A 20,144-nucleotide genomic window follows, 5' to 3' on the forward strand; every position below is an offset into this window, starting at 1 on the left:
AATTATTCTTTCGTATCGTCTTTCTTTTCTTCTGTTTTTGTCAGAATGTTTACTTTCACATCATCATTCTTCTCATCATCAGAGAAATTGCGTTCTGGCAATGTTCCGTGATCGACAAGGTGTTTGATTTGTTCAGCGTCAAGCGTTTCAACTTTCAGAAGCGTTTGGGCAATCAATTCAAGCTTGTCACGATTTTCAGTCAGGATTTGTTTCGCGCGCTCATAGCACTCTTTGATAATGCGCTGAATTTCCTGATCAATTTCGTAAGCGATTTGATCACTGTAGTTCTGTTCGTTGTTGAAATCACGGCCTAAGAATACCTGACCGCCCTGAGACTGTCCAAATTGCAACGGCCCCAGTTTTTCTGACATACCGAATTCCGTAACCATTCGTCTTGCAATATTCGTCGCACGCTGGAAGTCATTGTGCGCTCCTGTGCTGACTTCACCGAAGATAATCTCTTCAGCAACACGTCCGCCCAAGAGGCCGACAATTTTATCAAGTAGCTCCGGCTTCGTTTGGAAGTAACGGTCTTCTCTTGGCAGCATAACAGCATAACCGCCAGCCTGACCCCGAGGTACAATCGTTACTTTATGAACCATATCTGCCTCATCTAAAACGAGTCCGATAACAGTGTGTCCGCCTTCGTGATAAGCCACGATATTGCGTTCTTTCTTGGAGATAACGCGGCTCTTCTTAGCAGGTCCGGCAATTACACGGTCCGTCGCTTCGTCAATATCACGCGCATCGATTTTTTTCTTATTTTGACGAGCCGCCACAAGCGCAGCTTCATTCAAGAGATTTTCTAAGTCAGCGCCTGAGAAGCCTGGTGTTCTCATGGCAATTGATTTTAGGTTAACCGTTTCATCCAGCGGTTTGTTTCTCGCATGGACTTTCAATACAGCTTCACGGCCAATGACATCTGGACGATCCACTGTGATTTGACGGTCAAAACGTCCCGGACGAAGTAAGGCTGGGTCCAAGATGTCCGCACGGTTCGTCGCAGCAATGATGATAATTCCTTCATTAGCGCTGAATCCGTCCATTTCAACAAGCAATTGGTTTAGCGTCTGTTCACGTTCATCGTGTCCGCCGCCGAGACCCGCTCCACGCTGGCGTCCCACTGCGTCAATTTCATCAATGAAAATCAAACAAGGCGCATTCTTTTTCGCATTTTCAAACAAGTCACGCACACGGGAAGCACCGACACCTACAAACATTTCAACGAAATCAGATCCGCTGATGCTGAAGAATGGTACGCCGGCTTCACCTGCACAAGCCTTGGCGAGCAATGTTTTACCGGTACCCGGAGGTCCGACTAAAAGCACGCCTTTCGGTATTCTGGCGCCAAGCTCGGCAAACTTGCGGGGATCTTTCAGAAACTCAACAACTTCAACGAGTTCTTGCTTTTCTTCGTCAGCCCCTGCAACGTCTTTAAATTTGACGCGTTTCTTTTCCTCTGTATACAGCTTCGCCTTACTCTTACCAAAGTTCATGACACGGCTGCCGCCGCCTTGAGCCTGATTGAGCAGGAAGAAAAACAGAATAAAGATAATAACAAACGGGATGATGGTCGTCAGGAATGTCACCCATCCGCTTGTTTCTTGAGCGGGATCAACCTTTACGTCCGTTTTTTTCAAAGCGTTAAATATCTGGTCTGCTCCCTTTCCTTCAGGAACATGAGTCAAAAAGTATTGATCTTTGTCGTAGTTTTTCAGCTGCCCTTTTACCTCATAAACACCTCTGACAGGCTGAACCGATACGCTATCAACTTTCCCGTCATCCAGGTTTTTGATGAACGTACTGTACGACATGTTTTCTGTTTTCGGATTTGAGGTCTGGAAGTAGCTCACAACCCCGATTACTACTAATAAAATAAGTAAATAAAAAATGGTATTACGGAAGACCCGATTCATTCCTTACCTCCTCCCACAGTAAGCACAACTATGTTCAATAGTACCATAGAAAATCATTCCAATACAAACAATAACCATCTCGGAAGCAGGCTGCCGATCAGCTTTCATAAACTGCCGGTTTTAACACTCCGATATAAGGCAGATTGCGATAGCGCTCAGCATAATCAAGTCCGTAACCCACTACAAACGCGTCAGGAACTTCAAAACCTACAAAGTCTGCTTTGATGTCCGCTTTTCTTCCGCTCGGTTTATCCAAAAGGGTAACAATCTTAATTGATTTTGCTTTACGGTATCGGAAGAGCTCTACGAGATAACTTAAGGTTAACCCACTGTCGATGATATCTTCAATAATTAAGATGTCCCGGCCCTCTACAGATGTATCCAAATCTTTAATGATTTTGACTTCTCCAGAAGAAACCGTAGAATTTCCGTAGCTTGATACATCCATGAAATCCATTTCCAAATATGTATCAATATGCTTGATAAGATCCGCCATAAAAGGAAGTGCTCCTTTTAACACACCGATTACCAACGGAAATGTATCTTGATACTCGCTCGTTAATTCTGCGCCTAACTCTTTTACTTTCTCTTGTATCTCTGCCTCTGAGATCAGTACTTTCTCGATATCATGTTTCATCATGATTTTGCTTGCCCCCTACACTTTTCATGCTGTCTATATTGTAATACAATGCGGTCGCTGTTTGGAATCACAAGATCTTCAAAAATTGATTTTTTCAAGCCAGGTATCCAGATTATTTCACCGCTTGCGTCCGTCACAATCGGCCAGTTGTCTCTTTCTTGGAGAGGCATTTTCTTATCAATAAATATATCCTTTACCTTTTTTGAGCCGTTCATCCCTTTTAGTTTGATCCGGTCTCCAGCTTTTCTTGTCCGGATAGTTAAGGGAAATTGCACCTTTTTTTCACTTGTGATAAAAACAGCATTCCCATGTTCTTCAGGCGAATCCGTATAATGCTTTGCCTCTATCAGATATCCATTGGGGAGCACTGCCGTTTCATCAGCAGCTCCGCTTATTTGGTATTCAAAGGGAACATTTTTGCACTGCCATTGTTCAAATGTAAACAAACATGTCTGATATGATTTGACCACCTTCAGCCCTTTCGGAAAGTCCAATACTCCTGAAGGACCGCCATTTTCCGCCCAATCAAGAAACTGTTGAATGTGATGGGCTGAAAAGGATGATGGAACGTTTTCATAAAGATAGTTTAATATTAGTTGAACTCCTCTTCTTTGTAAAGGCATCGGGAGGGCAAGCAATTGAGAGGAATTGATTTCAACTGATGTATTAGACTGGCTTGTGATTACTTTATTCATTTCATCTTTCGTTAATGACTGTAAGAATTGCTCATCTTCCGTCAGTGCTTCACTCACTTTTTGAAACCTTTTATGCACATCCGGAGACTCCTTTTTCAAGAACGGGAGCACTGTTTTTCTGAATCTGTTTCTTGTGTAGTCATCTTTGGCGTTGCTTTCATCCGTCCGGTAGCTCAAGCCGTTTTCACGGCAATAGCGAAGGATCTCTTCCTTTGTAATCGTTAGGAACGGCCTGATGATCCGCCCCGTCCCAAAACGTCTAACCGGCTGCATTCCCGCAAGCCCCGTTCCAAGCGCGCCCTTAGCCAATCTCATAAGCATTGTTTCAACCTGGTCATCTCCATGATGAGCAAGCGCCAGATAGTCCGCTTGGTGCTTTGACATGATTTCCTCAAAAAACTGATAGCGGCAATCACGTGCTGCAGCCTGCTTATTGAGTCCTTTTTCCTGTGTATATGCGGTTACATTGATTTGAGCCGTTTCACACACGAGCTGTTGTGCCTTACAATAAGCTTGGACAAAACGCATATCCTCCTCGGATTCCGCGCCTCTGAACCGATGATCAACGTGAGCTGCAATAATATTTGCTGAACGGCCGCATAAAGTATGCAATGCGTGAAGAAGAGCCATTGAGTCCGGACCGCCGGAAACGCCTACAATAATTGTCGCCCCTTTTAACGTAAGATTGTGTTTGTTTAAAAAATCTTTGACACTTTTCACAATGTCCTCCTCACAATGAGCAGGTATTTTAAAGATATTCATATCCTATCACTTTCAATCCCTCCAAGCAAAGAAGAAGCATAGGCTCTGGAGTTTGCGCCATTCAGATTAAGAAAAAGATAATGTAGGCGAAATAAAGCGCTAAAACACTGATCACGATGAGCGTTGTTTCAAATAACCCCCCAGACTTAGCCGGTTTCTGTTTTGGGGTGTACCGGGTCTTCGCTACTTTTCCTTGACGAGGTTTTTGCTGCCTCTGTCGTGCGGCAGGCTGCGGTGATGTTTTTATAGGTTGTTTTCTTTGTACTGCTTTTTGCCCCGCGTCGAGCATATCCTTCTTCATTTCATCTGCGGATTGATATTCTCCGTTCAAGGCTGAAAGAAGCACTTTTTTATACTTATGCAGCAACGGGTTACCTTCAATGAGCGACCTAAGCTGTTCTTTGGGCTGGTTTGTTTTCTTAAATTCTTTTTTGTGCACACTGTTGATCATAATCATAGCAACCGCGAACAAATCGTAGGATGGCTCTGCCTTTCTTGTTCCATACCCCCAATAGCCTCTGTCATAAAACTCCGTATACTCTTTTATCGCCCGGCCTTCCTTTGTCGTGCCGCCCACATCAATACAGCGGATCCTTGCGGGCGGGCCAGTTACGATCAGATTATCAGGTTTAAGATCGCCGAATATCCATCCTTGCTGGTGAAGCAGCGATAAACTGGATAATAGCTGAATCATTAATACCGGTATCCATTCTGCTCCTTTATCACTGACATACTTCAAAAGCAGCGGCCCTTTTATGTATTCCATTGCATAAAATGAAACTTTCGTATTGGCACTGGGAATATAGGCATCATCCGTATCAAAAAAAGAAGGCCCCATCGTAACGGACTGGGCCTTTGAGAAAGATTTCAAGACATTCACTTCAGAAGTAATAGACAGGCTGTCATCACTCACCTTTAAGGCAACATGTCCATCTGATGCTTCTGCCAAATACACAATTCCATTGGCCCCTTTACCAAGCTGTTTACGCAATGTATAAGTGTTTCCATTCCACTTGCCTTTGATTGTCGTACCAGGCTTTAGGCTACATGCCAAACTCGTCAAAGCGTCGTTCATCATCTGCCAGCATGCCCCTTCTTGAGCGTATTTTTTCAAATTGCAGTGTCGCTTCACGAATCGCCGGACCTGTCGGCGTGATGCCCCCTGTCGAAAGTTTTGCAAAGAGGGTGGAAAGAGATTGCAGCTTCGGTGTCCAGTTCAGCACAAGCTCGACCTCTTGTTTTTTCCCGGGAAATATACACATCGCAAATTCGTTATTCCCGATTCGGGAATTGAGGCTGACAGACAAATCAATCAGCGCCTCTTTTACTGTTGGAAGCTTTGGCGCCATGCTTGCACTTGTATCAACAAGAACCAAAACCTGAAGATGCACCGTTTCTCCTAGCTCGTCTACCACTTCCATGACTTCGCCGCGTTTTTCCGGAGAAAGCTCTTCCATTTCCACATTCTTTCCGAGAATCTGTTTCAGTTCTTGATTGACGACACCTTGTAAGGTTTGCGTCATCGCTTTTTTTGTTACCATTTGAACAGTTTGTGAAAGCTGAGATGCATAAACGACTTGGTGCACGCCTCCTCCGGCAAGTGCAATCCCTTCGACTTCCTTCATTGCCTCAGGGTCAATTTGATTTTCTTCCATTATACCTATGACGTTTACCGTAATCCCCTGCTCTTTAGCAAAAGCAGCCATTGCAAGCGGGTCTTCCCCATGGTTCGAGCAGCCATCCGTTATCAGCAAAATTTGATTTAAATGTCCGTTATTCACATTCATTCCTCCTGGAGAATACGAGGATTCTCAGATTCATATATTCCCATCTTCGCCAGAAGAAATTTGATTTATACGAAAGCGTTATGAAATTTCTTGTTTGTTTTGAAAGATTGCCGGAACAGGAATGGATGCCCACTTCGGTGTATTGTGATCAATCCGGACGACAACAACAGTCATATCGTCCTCAATTTGGCCGGACCTTGTGCGGATGACTTCTTCCATAAGCAAATCGGCAATCTCCTGCGGGTCATTTGTTTTTAATCCTTTCATTTTACGCTTCATCCATAAGTCGTGATTTTCCACATGCTTAGGCCCCTCAAAAATGCCATCACTCATCATAATTAAGAGGTCACCCGCTTTTAGCTGTTCACTCACAACCTCCACATCGAATTCATTAATAATACCGATTGGCAGATTGCTCGCTTGAACTTTCATGACCTGGTCACCCCGTTTGATAAAGCTAGGCGTCGATCCAACCTTCAGAAATTTACAGCTGGCATCTTGAAGATCGATAATAGACAGGTCAAGCGTGGAATATATCTCATCAGTTGTCCTTAGGGACAGTATGCTGTTAATGGTTTTAATCGCTATTTTTTCATCAATGCCTGATTCAAGGATTTTTTCAAGAAGCTTGATCGTTTCATTGCTTTCAAAATGCGCTCTTGCGCCATTGCCCATTCCGTCACTGATTGCCGCAGCATATTTTCTGGCTCCAAGCTCCATCATGCTGTAGCTGTCGCCGGAGACAAGGCCGCCGCCCTTCGCAGCGTGAGCCGCCCCTGTAGACACCCTGTATGATTTTGTTGACCCAAAGGCGACATGGCTGTATCCATTCGGATGCGGAGAGTGCTGTTCGGCTTTCACAAGAATTTGTTCTTCCAGAATGTCAGACAGCATAGGGGCAATGATTTTTTCACTTTCTCCATGTCCGCTGAACGGAATGGTCATTTCAATATCGATATTTCCTTGTTCAAGGCTATAGATCTCTACATGCTGAATCTCAATTCCGAAATGCTGAAGTGCCTCTATTATTTGCTCTTCCTGCAGAAAGTGCTGTTCTCGCTCTCTTTTTATTTCCCGAGAAAAGTCGGCCATGACCTCAGAAACGCCTAAAAGCTGTTCGGCAACAAGACGCCTGCTGTCCTGGACTTTTTTCTTGAGCGTCAAATGGGCATGATGATGTGCGAGCTCATCCTCAATCAGCTCTTCAACCTGCTTTGATTTAGAACAATGCTGATGAAACTCTTTTTTCAGCCTTCGGTTTGATGCATATTCTTTTTCTTCTGTTTCAAGCATAACTTGTTTCATTAAGTCATATGTTTTATCAAAGTTCTGTACCCAGCACCTGTTTTTCTTGTAACACGTCTGACAGGAATGCTCCGTGATTTTGCTTAAAAACAGATCCACTTCGCTGTCATCTGTCTGTTCGTCTGATGCTTGGTAAAAGGTTGCAAAGCTTTCAGACAGCGCGTGAAATACATTGGAGAACTGGTCTACCTTCTGAGCAGTGACATCTCGGATTTTTCTTGCGTATTGCTGCTGCTCTTGAAGATGCTCCACAGTTCCCGGAATATATCTCGCCACTTTCCTTGTAATAGATTGAGGTGTGAGCAAAAACAGGCCGACTGCGATTAGTGACTCATAGAGCGTTGTCATCAGACCGGCAGAGCCTTCACCATATAAAGATATAAGGAGCGACCCAACGATCAGGCCGATCGCCGCACCTGCTTTTTTCCCTTCCTTCAGCAAGCCGCCTAATAAACCGGAAAAAGCAAGCAGACTCATTTGATAGAGGTTTCCGATATTCGCCAAGCCAAGAATCAGGCCGGTCACGACGCCAACCGTACATCCAATGCTTGCTCCGCCAATAAAGGAAAAACTCAATACAACATAGCGAGCCAATATATGTTCTGCCTGCATCCCTTGGTAGGACAAGCCGGCCAGTCCCGTTAACACAGAAGCAATCAGGATCATAAAGCAAATGATTTCCTCTATTTTTAATGATTGTTTCACTTTTTTCACAGTGAAAACTGGAAGGCTCTGAAGGAAAATCAATGTTAAGATAAACGATAGTCCAGCCTCAACGACAGCCATTACATAATCATAGGTTGTAAATGCGCCATTTTGGGCATAAACAAACCCGGCTCTTGCTGCAGCCATGGAGAAGAACACGACAATCGGGAGTGCTTTTACGCGATCGTCGGTAATGAAAGCAGCCACTTTAGAAATTACGAAGAATGCCAGCAATGCCGCTAGTATGAGCAATGAGTGCTTCGGAGATATAGTCAGCGCACCTGCAAGCACGGCCAAAACCGCATAAAACGCTTTGTCTCTTCTGATGAGAAGCATCGCTCCAAAGAAAGGAAGTGCGAAAGGAAGCACCTCGGATAATATGAAAGCTCGTCCAAGCAAAAATCCGATGACGACATAAATGAATCCTTTATAGAAAAACAGTGAATGCAAATGATGGGTCACCAGCTTCGTTCCCCTGTTAAAAAACGATTGGAGTTTTTCCAAAGCCTGTCCCGCCATTGGCCCGTTCACTCTTCTTTCTGCTTTTTCCATTCCTCTCATCTCCCACCTGTTATATTCGTTGCCTGTCATTATAGCGAATGCACAGATAGGATTTTGTCAAAAGAAGGTAACAATACCGAAGAAATCTTCGACGGTTTCTGCCTTGATATTCATTTATCAAAAGAATTTCTGGAATGTTGTCTAAAAATGAAAAAAATCGGTTTCTGCAAGAGAAACCGATTTTTTAGGATGACCCGTACGGGATTCGAACCCGTGTTACCGCCGTGAAAGGGCGGTGTCTTAACCGCTTGACCAACGGGCCAAACAAATATGGTAGCGGCGGAGGGGATCGAACCCCCGACCTCACGGGTATGAACCGTACGCTCTAGCCAGCTGAGCTACACCGCCATATTGTTTTGTGCTTCTAAGCACAAGTTATATAATACAAAGGTTTGTCTCTTTCGTCAACAGAAACTTTAATGTTGTAATTTTCTGACTCTTGGAAAGGGTGAGGATAATAAAAAAGCATCCGTCGGGATGAACGGATGCTTCATTTATTTTATAGAAAGCAGCAAGTTATCCTCTTCTTGCTCCGCGCCCTCCACGTTTTGATTCCGTATTGCGTTTTAAAGATGACAAGCGATCTTCGCTGTCTTTTAAAAACTTATTCATTTTCTGTTCAAAAGATTCTTTCGGACGGAAATCATTTCTAGGTCTGGCTTGCGGACGGTCTTTAGCTTTTTTAATAGATAAACCAATTTTCCCGTCTTTTTCAACGTTGATGACTTTCACTTCAACTTGGTCGCCGACTTTTAAGTGGTCGTTAATGTCTTTGACATAATTATCAGCTACCTCACTAATGTGAACGAGACCGGTTGAGCCTCCAGGCAATTCAACAAATGCTCCAAAATTTGTAATACCTGTAATTTTCCCTTGCAACTTGCTGCCAACTTCAATCGACATAAAAAAAGTGCTCCTCCTTAGGCTTATAAAAAGATCGTTTGCTTAATTATACCTAAATAAAAATTTAAGTGTCAACAAGGCTACTTGCTCTTCTTCTCCACATTGAAGATAATTTCTCCGTCTCCAGACATGAATAAGTCCCTTCTGGCAAGCTCTGTGACGTAATCCTCATCCTTCAATTTGGATATTTCTTCTTTTAAATCCGCTTGTTTTGTCTTTAAATTTTTCAGTTCTTTTTCAAGCTGTTCTTTCTTTTCTTCTTTTGCGCTAAGGGAAGATGTTTGGGACCATACAGAGCTTGCCAGCACAATTGCCGTCAGGAATACTAGGGCGCCGAATACAGTCAACCGTCTGTACAGCCCTTTGCGTCTTCTTTTCTTCAGCTGATTCTGCCGTTCCACTTGTTCTTTATAGTCGTTTTGTATTTCAGTTATCGTTCGTTCCCTGGAAAAATTCAAACCAGACGGTCCTCCTTTCATCTCTTCAAAAAACTTGTGATGGTCGTTCTTATGGTTATCAATAGTTTCTTCTTCTTTTTGAGAAATCCTGCACCTTTTTCAAATAAACGTCTAAAAGTTAGACGCATTCTCACAGGAAGAAGTTTCAAACATTGTTTCACGATAAAACGGATCGGAAAACACAGAACCATGACTATTTTATAAAGACACAGCAGGAGAAAACCGATCAGGCGGTATGTTTTCTTGAATAAAAATGCCGCCATCCAGATGATCGCTCCGCATGTCCACACAATAGGACGAAATAACACGTGCTGAATGAGTTTTTTGAAGAATTGATAAACAGAAACAACAAGGTAAATGACGAATTTCAGTATTTTTATATAGATTCGTTTGCAAAGGCTCTGATACGTCGCAATGCCCAGCAGAACCGCTAAAAAGATGTAAATCCTGAATTCTCCCTCATTTACATGAAGCAAGACATAAAAGAAAAGCAGCCCTTGCACAATCCAGAAAAGAATATCATGAATAAATAATAGCCATCTGGCTGTTTTAGCACGAATGACAAAGAGCCGGTATGTATCAAGCGAAGCACCAAGCCAGAGACCCATACCGGACATCGCCAGCATTGTATAGAATTGTGTCGTCAGCGTCATTTAAACAACTTGCTAAAAAATCCTTTAGCTTTATCCCCTTGTTGTTCGTCTAAGTACACTAAATCAAATACCCTGCCTTTAATAGAAACAATCCCTTTTTCCACATCTAGATTTTTCATCTGCAGGTTTTGGCCTCTGACGGAGAGCATTCCCATCACCGTTTCTAGCAGGAATTCTTCATTATCGAAGCTCTCCACATGCTTAACCCCAGAAATATCTAAATGCTTCCGGCCTTTCATTGTCACATCATGCTGTTCCGGAACAGACGAAGAACCTTTTTGATCATAATATGAATTCATCTATTCAGCCCCCATATCCTCGATACTTTTAGCACTATTACTGCATTGTATGAGGAGGGGGATTTTTTTAGAACAAGCCTATTCGCCGAGTTTTTCTTCTTTTAGAATCGTATACATGTTTGCAGCTTCTTCTTTTTTCGTTGTGTCTTTCAATTCATTAACTTGAACCGTTACAAGCTTTTGGCCGAAGCGGACCGTTAGTTCATCTCCCGGTTTTACGTCAGAGCTTGCTTTCGCCTGGTTTCCGTTTATAGAGATTCGTCCTTGGTCAGCTACTTCCTTCGCTAGTGTACGTCGTTTGATCAGCCGTGATACTTTTAAAAATTTATCTAATCTCATATCTATGATCTCCTCTCAGTTTCTTTTGCTTCGTTCCACAGTTTGTCCATGTCCTCAAAAGACATATCAGCCAGCTCGATTCCCTTTTCCTTCGCTGTTTCTTCAATGTATGAGAACCGTCTCCGGAATTTGTCATTAGTCATAGTCAGCGCTTCCTCTGGCTCTATTTTGTAGAAGCGGGCTACATTCACCAGCGCGAACAAAATGTCGCCAAACTCGGCTTTAAGATTATGTTCATGAGGAGCTTCAGAAACCTCAGAATAAAATTCCTTCATTTCCTCACTTACCTTTTCCCAAATATCACTGACGTCTTCCCAGTCAAAACCGACCTTCGCTGCTTTTTTCTGCAATTTAGCTGCTTTCGAAAGAGCTGGAAGAGTCTTCGGTACGCTGTCTAATAACGATGATTCAGATGTGTTTTTTTCGGCCTTTTTTATATCTTCCCAATTTGCCAATACATCGTTCTCATCCTGAACCTTAACATCTTTAAACACATGGGGATGTCTTCGGACCATTTTTTCACTGATTCCTTTTATGACATCATCAATTGTGAAATAACCTTCATCTTCACCAATTTGCGCGTGAAGCAAGACCTGAAGCAAAACGTCGCCAAGCTCTTCGATCATATGGTCTGTGTCTTCTTCGTCAATTGCTTCGAGAAGCTCATAACATTCTTCAATCATGTACTGCTTTAATGACTGATGCGTCTGCTTTTTATCCCACGGACATCCATTAGGTCCGCGAAGCTCTCTGATGATGCTTCGGAACGTGGAGAATTCGTGATAAAGCAGCTTCTCTTCTTTAATCGGCGGAATATACACACTTGTTAAGTTATTCAAGGCGACATTGCGGTCCAGCTCAAATAATGGCACTGTCCTGATATCTTCGTCACGGCTGCCTGCTGCAGTCACGATCACGACCTCATAATCATCAGGCAGCTTCTCCATTAATGTCAGCTTCACTTCTGAGGCCGTCATTTGGTCGTAAACCTGACATATAATCAAATGATGGCTGAGCTCTAGCTCATCCGCGGATAATGTGCCGGCATCCACAAATTGAAAACCTTCAATCGGGTCGATTTGCAAGGCATTGAATGTGGCATCAAGGAAACTTTGTCCCCCTGCGACTTTCACTTGAACATTTTCCTTTTCCTGCCGCTCCGTCAGCAGCTGAACTGTTTTTTCTGCGACAAACGGGTGTCCCGGTACAGCATAAACCACGTCCTCACGCTGCGCCGCTTTAAAGAGGATGTCAGCAATTTCTTCATATACCGCCTCAAACTGATCATGCTTCTCATATATATCGTCAAAGTAACGGATGTTCTTCGTTTCTTTTTCAAGCTCCTCAATTAAAGGATGATCCTTGGTTCTGACATACAGCGTATCTGCCTTCGTCAGCAGCTTGTGTATACCAATTGTCAATTGGTCCATGTCTCCGGCACCAAGTCCGACGACAGTAATTTTACCCGCCATTTTGTTCTCTCCTTCTCACGAATTTGCTTAACTTGCTGCCGAATGGCACACTGTTCAGCTCTTCATCTGTAAATATTCCCAATCTCATCATACAATAAATAAACACCGCGCCACCAATAGCAACAGCAGAAAGACTCTCTATCACAGCCGATCCTCTTCCTGTTGCAGGAAGCAAGAAAGTCCAGAGACGCGTATACGCAAGCAAAACAGCTGACATCAAAAGAGCAGATCCAATAATCGGAATCAAAACACCTCTAAGCTTATCGAGCCATTCCTTTTGCCGAAGCTGATACAAGTTAAGGCCGGCGACAGCCGCAAAGGAAGCCGCTGTCGCAAGCGATGCACCTTCAATCCCATAGCGCGGAACCAAAAGGGTGTTTAACACCCATTTCACTGCAACACCCATGCCTACCGCTATCGCAGGAAAAACTGTGTACCCCGCGCCCTGTAAGACTGCTGCTGCCGTTACCGCCATAGATGCAAACAAAATAGAGCTGCTAAATATTTGTAACGCACCTGTCCCTTCTCCATTTTGAAACAGCATGATATTCACCGGCTTAAGAATGCAAATTAACCCAGCCGATGCGCCTGTACCGAGCACAAGGCACAGTTTCAAAGATGACGTGATTTTTTCTTTCATGATCTTCAGCTCTTTGTTTTTTACAGCCATAGAAATATACGGAACGAGTGACGTCGCAATGCTTATGGCAAACACTGAGCCGAGCTGCAGCAAGGGCTGTCCCCGATCATAAATTCCCTTTAGGCGTTTCGCTTCTTCGCTTGCCTCACCACCTGATAGCAAAGCATATAAATTCAAGGCATCAACAAGCTGGATAAACAAAAGCAGCAAACTGCTTACACAAATTGTAACCGAATATAACAGCAGTTTTTTCGTCAATTCTTTTGTTGTGATGTCACTTTCATTTTGTCTACCCGTTTGCTTGTCTCTTTTCATTTTGAACCAAAAAAATCCGAGTATTATCAATGCAACGAAACTTCCGGCAAGAGATCCGGAAGCTGCTGCCGCTCCCGCAGTATAAAGTGAGGCTCCTTTTTTGACGAGCCAAAATGATAATCCTAAGAGCACCGCAACTCGCAGAAACTGCTCTGTCATCTGTGATAGGGCCGAAGGGAGCATTTCGTGCCGCCCTTGAAAACCGCCTCTAAGCAACGCGACAAATGGGAACAACAGAAATGCATACGCGGTCACTTGAATTAACTCAGCGAGATGCGAATCCCCCATAAAGAGCGCGATGGGAACAGCACCCAAATATAAACAAAGAAATAATAACATACCGATTAAAGACAAAAACCACGCTGATATTTTTAATATAGTGTGATGATTTTTTTCGCTATAATCATTCATCAGTTTCGAAATAATGACCGGAAATCCTGATGTTGATAGCATAACCGCAATACCAAGAAAGGGATATACCTGCTGATATATATAGAATCCAACATCGCCGACAATGTTTTGAAATGGGACTCTGTAAACGGCGCTTAAAATTTTTGTGATGACGCCTGCCAGAATTAAAACAAACGCCCCCTGCCAAACCCAATGCCGTTTAACGCCTATTGAATCGTCCATCCAAAAGCTCCTTCCCAACGTCAAGGGCAATACGGTTCACGTATTACCGCAGCACAAATAAAAACGAGGTTATTATACCATATCCCAACCCTTGGAATCCTATTTCGGCACGCATGAAAAAGAACAGCGTCCCAAAGGAGAGCTGTTCTTTTCATACCTATTTTCGATAAAAGGAATAAGACCTACTGTTCCATTTGACGAGCCAAAAATCCAGCTGCTGTTTCAACGGCTTTATGCTCTACTTCGCCCATTGATTGATCTTTTGAAAAAATCACCACAGCACCTATCGGATCGCCATTCGCCACTATTGGGCCGACAGTATAAGAATTCATGTCCTCATCTATGCCATTCACAAGCTGTACTGATTTCGCATCACTCTCAAGCACAGAGCTGCGCTGATCCATTATTCTTTCCAGCATTTCGCTGATTGACTTGTTTAAGTAATCTTTTTTGGAGCTGCCAGACACAGCAATATATACATCACGATCACAAATCAGCACTGAATGGCCGAGACTGTCGTAAAGCGCGTCTGCATACTCTTTTGCAAAGTCTCCAAGCTCACTGATCGGAGAGTACTTTTTCAAAATCACTTCTCCGTCACGATCCACAAAAATCTCAAGCGGATCGCCTTCCCTGATTCTCAGAGTTCTTCGAATTTCTTTAGGAATCACGACCCGACCTAAGTCATCAATACGACGTACGATACCGGTTGCTTTCATCTCTGGTGCCTCTCTTTCATTTGATGGTATATATATGTGGGAAAGACCTAAAGCAGTTACTTTATGTACCTTCCGCCTCGCTTGAAATTAGTATCCGTCACATCAAATGTAATATACACCAGAGAGTAACAAAATTTACGTTGATGAAATGGTTTGCTTTTTCACATTTTTTAAGCCCTTCAGCATGCCTAGCACGGTGTCGAGCCACTCATCGGCACTACGGCCTTTCGTCTGTATGGAGATTTTGAGTTTTTTCCCTTCCATTCCCAGTCCGATTTGTCTGCCATATTGATTGCCAAGCTCAAACAGCTTCTGTCCGTCAATTTCAGCACTTGCTTCTTCAGAGATCGTCAATCTGACAGCGTCTTTATCCTGCTTAATCAGCTCGACACGTTCCTGTCTCGCATAAACCTTCATTTCTGCAACAGTAAACAAGTATTCGACTTCTTTTGGATAGTTTCCAAAGCGGTCGATCATTTCATCCTGAAGCTCGTTCTTCTCTTCGATTGTCGCCACAGATCTAAAGCGTTTATACATATCAATTTTCTGTTTGCCGTCTTGAATATATGTTTCTGGAATATACGCATCAAGCTCGACATCAATTTCTGTTTCAAACTGCTCCGTCTTCGCTGTGTCTCCTTTACGTTCTTCAATGGCCTCTTTCAGCATTTGGGAATAGAGGTCAAATCCGACCGAATCGATGAAGCCATGCTGCTGGGCGCCAAGAAGATTCCCGGCTCCGCGAATGGTTAAGTCACGCATTGCGATTTTAAAACCGGAACCTAGCTCAGTGAATTCTTTAATGGCCTGCAGCCTTTTTTCAGCTACTTCTGTCAGCACTTTATCCCGACGGTACGTGAAGTACGCATATGCAACACGGTTAGAACGGCCGACACGCCCCCGCAGCTGGTAAAGCTGAGAAAGACCCATCTTGTCGGCGTCAAATACGATCAGCGTATTGACGTTCGGGATGTCCACACCTGTTTCAATAATGGTTGTACTGACGAGAACGTCTGATTCTCCTTCAAGGAAACTCAGCATAACGGTTTCTAATTCATTTTCTGTCATTTTTCCGTGGGCGTACGTCACCTTTGCGTCAGGGACAAGCATTGAGATCTCATCCGCTTTCCGCTCGATGTCCTCTACCCGGTTGTACAAGAAATAGACCTGGCCCCCGCGTGCAAGCTCACGTTCAATTGCCTCTCTGACAAGAGCGCCATTGTATTCCACAACATACGTCTGTACGGGGAAGCGGTTTTCCGGCGGAGTTTCGATGACTGAAAGATCCCTTACGCCAAGCATAGACATATGCAGCGTACGCGGAATCGGCGTTGCTGTTAGCGTTAAAACATCAACATTGGCTTTAATTTGCTTGATCTTTTCTTTATGGGTTACACCGAAACGCTGCTCTTCATCAATGATGAGGAGCCCTAAGTCTTTATACACGACATCTTTTGATAGCAGCCGATGCGTCCCGATGACGATATCAACCGTCCCGTTTTTCAATCCTTTGATTGTTTCGTTTGCTTCTTTTCTTGTTCTGAACCTGCTGAGAAGGCCGATATTAATCGGATAGTCCTGGAAGCGCTCTTTAATGGTTTCATAGTGCTGCTGTGCCAAAATGGTTGTCGGGACGAGCAGAGCTACCTGCTTTCCGTCGCCAATCGCCTTAAACGCGGCACGTATGGCAACCTCTGTTTTACCGTAGCCCACATCTCCGCACAGCAAGCGGTCCATCGGACGTTCTCTTTCCATGTCTTTTTTGATTTCGTGAATCGAACGGAGCTGATCCTCAGTTTCTTGATAAGGGAAAGCTGATTCGAATTCACGCTGCATCTCATGGTCAGGAGAAAACGCGTATCCCTTGCTCGCTTCTCTTTCGGCATAGAGCTTAATTAAGTCATCAGCAATATCCTGAACGGATGTCTCTACTTTTTTCTTAACCCGTTTCCATTCGCTTCCGCCTAATTTATACAGCTTTGGCTCTTTTCCTTCGGAGCCGACATATTTTTGCACCTGATCAATTTGTTCTACAGGGACGTAAAGTTTGTCACTTCCCTGATAATGAATATTTAAATAGTCTTTATGAATTCCGTTGATTTCAAGGGTTTCAATTCCCAGGTATTTTCCGATCCCGTGATTAATATGAACGACATAATCACCAATTTGAAGCTCAGAATAGCTCTTGATGCGCTCTGCATTGGTAAGCTTTTGTTTTCGCGGCTTCTTTTTCACACGGTTTTTGAACAGTTCTTCTTCCGTAATAACGGCAAGCTTCATTAATGGCAGCTCAAATCCCGATTGGAGCTCGCCTTCCATGATATAGACCTGTCCCTGAACAAGCGCTTTTTTGCTGTCTGTCACGGCGGCTTCGATATCATAATCAGCCAAAACAGATGACAATTTCTGTGTGCGTTCCTTGTTTGCTCCTAAGAACACAACAGTGAAATTTGATTTTTTAAAACGCTCCATTTCACCCGCGAGCACGTTCATTTGCCCATGGAAACTCTGCATTTGCCGGCCTGACACATTGACGATATTTTGCGGACTTGTATGCTGTACATGCCGCAAAAATAAAGAATAGTACAGCAGAGGCCGTTTTTGCTCAGCCACTATTTTTTGGAAGCTGAATGACAAACGAATGTCATGCAAAATCTTGCCTTCCTCAAGAAGATTTGTTATAAACTCCGCTTCTTCTTTTTGAAGCTGTTCTTCCATCTCATGAATCCGGCTGACTTCGTCCAAAATCAGAAGTGTATTTTCAGGTGTATAATCTAGTAAACTAGCAGGCTTTTCATAGAAATATGAGAGATACTTCACGAGCTCCTGATCTGTCTGGCCTTCAGACAAGCGTTCTTTATCGTGAGAAATATTCGCATGAAGTATTTCTTTTTGCTTGTCAGCCTTTAATTTTTTCAAGCTCGCAGCAAGACCGCTATCGATTTTCTCCATCGCCCGTGCTTTTTCTTCCGGTCTGATAATTAATTCCTTCGCGGGACCGATATTGATCGAAGTAAGGGTCTCAATTGACCGCTGATCATCTGAATTAAAGCTGCGGATTGAATCGACTTCAGTGTCAAAAAGTTCAATTCTCACCGGATTTTCTGAAGTAAGCGGATAAATATCAATGATTCCTCCGCGAATACTGAATTCTCCGGGCGCAGATACCATATCAGACCGTTCATACCCGATCTCCACCAGCCGTGACGCTAGCTGGTCAGGTTCGATATCATGCCCTACTTGAATGAGCATCTGGCTGCTTTTCCACACCTCTACAGGCGGCAGCATTCTTCTGATGGCAGCTACAGGAGCAACGACAATCGGCGCTTCTCCATTCGTTAATCTATTAATGACATCTAATCGCTGCGCCCGCAATTCAGGGCTTGCCACTGCGATTTCTGATGAAATAAGTTCATTGACGGGGTACAAAAGGACAGACCGATCCTCTAGAAGTGAAGTCAGATCATCTGTTACTTTCTGGGCTTGATATAAGTTATGGGTGATGAGAAAGATAGGCTTATTCGTTTCATTAGCCAGGGCAGAAGTAAAGACAGAACGCGCGGAACCCGACAGACCCGCGAGCAGTTGTTCCTTCAGGCCCTCGTGTAAACCGTTGATGATGGATTTAAAGTCATCGCTTTCTTTTATAAAGGTTTGAATGTTGTCCATATGGCCCCTCCTCTCTGTTTCCTGTGAGAACAGAAAAACGCTTTGGTCTAGTGTCTACACCAAAGCTTTTTATTGAATAAATGTGTGATATTCGTGGTAATGCGGATTTCGGTCAAGCGCCTCTTGGCAGTCTTCACATATCGTCAAAACATGGACATCTCCATTTTCTTTATAAGAAATCATATCGTTTCTTTCCTCATTTGTTAAGTGCTGAAATCCAAGTGAGTCTGTCGATACCATTGAAGATTCGAGACTGCCTACTTTCACTCCGCAATGACGACAATAATAATGCAAAGCCATACAAGGGACCTCCTGATGAAAAAGTCATTTTGGTGTAGTATGGACTTTGTTGTTTCATTTTATACCTTTGCGTTAAATTCGTTCATGACTTCTAAAAACGGTTTACTCAGAGAAGCCTCACAAGCCTTCACAGATTTATCAACCGCTTCCCCGATCTCAGGTGCCTCCTCCTTTGTAAAGGAGCCTAACACATAATCAACGACCTTCATGCCGTTTACAGGCCGGCCGATTCCGATGCGGATACGGTCAAACTCGGATGTTCCAAGATGCTGGATCAGTGATTTGATGCCGTTGTGCCCTCCGGCGCTTCCTTTCGTTCTTAACCGAATCTTGCCAGTCGGAAGGTCAAGATCGTCGTAAATGACTGTCAAATCTTCGTTATCCACATCATAGTAATCCATTAAAGGCCGCAAACATTCTCCTGATAAATTCATATATGTAAGCGGTTTAACAAGTAGAACCTTTTTGCCGGAAACAAATCCGGTTCCGTATAATCCGTTAAATTTATTTTGATTCAGCTCTATATTCCATTCCTTTGCAAGCTGATCTATCACCATAAATCCGACATTATGCCGTGTATTTTCATAGTTCTTCCCCGGGTTTCCGAGACCGGCAATCACAAGCATGGCGAATCCTCCCTTAGTCACAAAACTCCCGTCTTCATAAACGGGCTATAATTCTTCTCATTCTAGCACAAAAGACGTAACCGCGGGAGGGTTACGCCTTAAGCTATTATTGTTCTTTGTTTTCACCTTCAGGCTGAGCATCAGCAGATTCCTCTTCATCGATCTCAGCTGCTTCCTGCTGCTGAGGAGGAAGGATAGAAGCCACGACCTCATCTGATTCATGATGAAAGGAGTAGTCACCGCCAGCAGGCAAATCCGCGATCGTCAGTACTTCATTTACATCGAGATTAGAAATATCAGCCTCAATCGTTTGCGGAACGGCTTTTGGCTTAGCCTTTACAGTAAGTGCATATAGCGGCTGCTGCAATACGCCTCCGTTTTTCACACCAATGGCTTCTCCGGTCAGATGAATCGGAACTTCCACTTCAATGTCCTCACTCATATTGACTACTTGAAAATCAGCATGAGTGATTTCATTTTTCAGCGGGTCCGTTTGCAGGTCTGTCACCATGACAGAGTGTTTCTCTCCGCTGACCTCAAGCGTAATGACGGCATTTTTGCCTTCGTCCCTCAGCGTTTTGATCAGCTCCACACTGTCTAATGACACTGGTTTGTTGCCAGTATCCTTCCCATATATGATACCTGGAACATGTCCTGAAGTACGGATATTCCGAAGAGATGAACGAGTAAAGTCCGTTCTTTCTTTTGCCGTTAAAGTTGCCATATTCAGCACCATCCTATTATCGT

General features: G+C 43.7%; 18 protein-coding genes and 2 tRNA genes. All 20 read right to left on the bottom strand.

Annotation, left to right across the window (positions count from 1 at the left end; translation table 11 throughout):
* Positions 1-2: 2 nt before the first annotated feature.
* The 20 genes from ftsH to QA442_RS00370 all read right to left on the bottom strand — a co-directional run bounded on the left by ftsH (position 3) and on the right by QA442_RS00370 (position 20,121).
* Entirely contained in the window at positions 3-1,916 is a 1,914-nt protein-coding gene (ftsH, locus tag QA442_RS00275) for an ATP-dependent zinc metalloprotease FtsH (protein WP_014662498.1), read from the bottom strand.
* Positions 1,917-2,013: 97 nt separating this feature from the next.
* Complete coding sequence (gene hpt, locus QA442_RS00280) at positions 2,014-2,556, bottom strand: hypoxanthine phosphoribosyltransferase (RefSeq protein WP_095432926.1); 543 nt, start codon at positions 2,554-2,556, stop codon at positions 2,014-2,016.
* The gene (gene tilS / locus QA442_RS00285) at positions 2,553-3,971 is read right to left on the bottom strand and encodes a tRNA lysidine(34) synthetase TilS (RefSeq protein ID WP_095432925.1); all 1,419 of its coding nucleotides are present in this window, start codon (positions 3,969-3,971) and stop codon (positions 2,553-2,555) included. The genes hpt and tilS overlap by 4 nt, the downstream gene beginning before the upstream one ends.
* 103 nt (positions 3,972-4,074) lie before the next feature.
* The gene (prkT, locus tag QA442_RS00290) at positions 4,075-5,091 is read right to left on the bottom strand and encodes a serine/threonine protein kinase PrkT (protein ID WP_095432924.1); all 1,017 of its coding nucleotides are present in this window, start codon (positions 5,089-5,091) and stop codon (positions 4,075-4,077) included.
* The gene (locus QA442_RS00295; protein WP_003243782.1) at positions 5,057-5,794 is read right to left on the bottom strand and encodes a vWA domain-containing protein; all 738 of its coding nucleotides are present in this window, start codon (positions 5,792-5,794) and stop codon (positions 5,057-5,059) included. The genes prkT and QA442_RS00295 overlap by 35 nt, the downstream gene beginning before the upstream one ends.
* A gap of 84 nt (positions 5,795-5,878) precedes the next feature.
* Entirely contained in the window at positions 5,879-8,362 is a 2,484-nt protein-coding gene (gene spoIIE, locus QA442_RS00300) for a stage II sporulation protein E (RefSeq protein WP_069150731.1), read from the bottom strand.
* 199 nt (positions 8,363-8,561) lie between these two features.
* Positions 8,562-8,633 (bottom strand) — tRNA-Glu (locus QA442_RS00305).
* Positions 8,634-8,642: 9 nt separating this feature from the next.
* A tRNA-Met gene (locus QA442_RS00310) sits at positions 8,643-8,719 on the bottom strand.
* A gap of 168 nt (positions 8,720-8,887) precedes the next feature.
* Positions 8,888-9,274, bottom strand: a complete 387-nt coding sequence (locus tag QA442_RS00315; protein ID WP_003218379.1) for a S1 domain-containing RNA-binding protein — start codon at positions 9,272-9,274, stop codon at positions 8,888-8,890.
* Positions 9,275-9,354: 80 nt separating this feature from the next.
* Complete coding sequence (gene divIC, locus QA442_RS00320) at positions 9,355-9,732, bottom strand: cell division protein DivIC (protein ID WP_040081060.1); 378 nt, start codon at positions 9,730-9,732, stop codon at positions 9,355-9,357.
* 17 nt (positions 9,733-9,749) lie between these two features.
* Complete coding sequence (yabQ, locus tag QA442_RS00325) at positions 9,750-10,385, bottom strand: spore cortex biosynthesis protein YabQ (RefSeq protein ID WP_014662494.1); 636 nt, start codon at positions 10,383-10,385, stop codon at positions 9,750-9,752.
* A complete protein-coding gene (gene yabP, locus QA442_RS00330) occupies positions 10,382-10,684 on the bottom strand; it encodes a sporulation protein YabP (RefSeq protein WP_003226714.1) in 303 nt (100 codons plus the stop codon). Before yabP ends, yabQ begins: the two co-directional genes overlap by 4 nt.
* 78 nt (positions 10,685-10,762) lie before the next feature.
* Positions 10,763-11,023 carry an RNA-binding S4 domain-containing protein gene (locus QA442_RS00335; protein ID WP_003226716.1) on the bottom strand — a complete coding sequence of 87 codons (261 nt, stop codon included), beginning with the start codon at positions 11,021-11,023 and terminating at the stop codon, positions 10,763-10,765.
* 2 nt (positions 11,024-11,025) lie between these two features.
* Positions 11,026-12,495 carry a bifunctional methyltransferase/pyrophosphohydrolase YabN gene (gene yabN, locus QA442_RS00340; protein ID WP_095432923.1) on the bottom strand — a complete coding sequence of 490 codons (1,470 nt, stop codon included), beginning with the start codon at positions 12,493-12,495 and terminating at the stop codon, positions 11,026-11,028.
* On the bottom strand, positions 12,485-14,083 hold the full coding sequence (locus QA442_RS00345) for a putative polysaccharide biosynthesis protein (protein WP_069840433.1): 1,599 nt from the start codon (positions 14,081-14,083) through the stop codon (positions 12,485-12,487). Before QA442_RS00345 ends, yabN begins: the two co-directional genes overlap by 11 nt.
* Positions 14,084-14,265: 182 nt before the next feature.
* Complete coding sequence (spoVT, locus tag QA442_RS00350; protein WP_014662490.1) at positions 14,266-14,802, bottom strand: stage V sporulation protein T; 537 nt, start codon at positions 14,800-14,802, stop codon at positions 14,266-14,268.
* Positions 14,803-14,937: 135 nt separating this feature from the next.
* Complete coding sequence (gene mfd, locus QA442_RS00355; protein ID WP_069840434.1) at positions 14,938-18,471, bottom strand: transcription-repair coupling factor; 3,534 nt, start codon at positions 18,469-18,471, stop codon at positions 14,938-14,940.
* Positions 18,472-18,540: 69 nt separating this feature from the next.
* Positions 18,541-18,771, bottom strand: a complete 231-nt coding sequence (gene fin / locus QA442_RS00360) for an anti-sigma-F factor Fin (RefSeq protein ID WP_003243417.1) — start codon at positions 18,769-18,771, stop codon at positions 18,541-18,543.
* Between the two features lie 59 nt (positions 18,772-18,830).
* The gene (pth, locus tag QA442_RS00365; protein ID WP_040081067.1) at positions 18,831-19,397 is read right to left on the bottom strand and encodes an aminoacyl-tRNA hydrolase; all 567 of its coding nucleotides are present in this window, start codon (positions 19,395-19,397) and stop codon (positions 18,831-18,833) included.
* Between the two features lie 106 nt (positions 19,398-19,503).
* Positions 19,504-20,121, bottom strand: a complete 618-nt coding sequence (locus tag QA442_RS00370) for a 50S ribosomal protein L25/general stress protein Ctc (RefSeq protein ID WP_095432922.1) — start codon at positions 20,119-20,121, stop codon at positions 19,504-19,506.
* Between the last annotated feature and the right edge of the window lie 23 nt (positions 20,122-20,144).

Origin of the sequence: Bacillus stercoris, assembly GCF_029772985.1 — a bacterium.
GTDB classification, from domain to species: Bacteria; Bacillota; Bacilli; order Bacillales; family Bacillaceae; genus Bacillus; species Bacillus stercoris.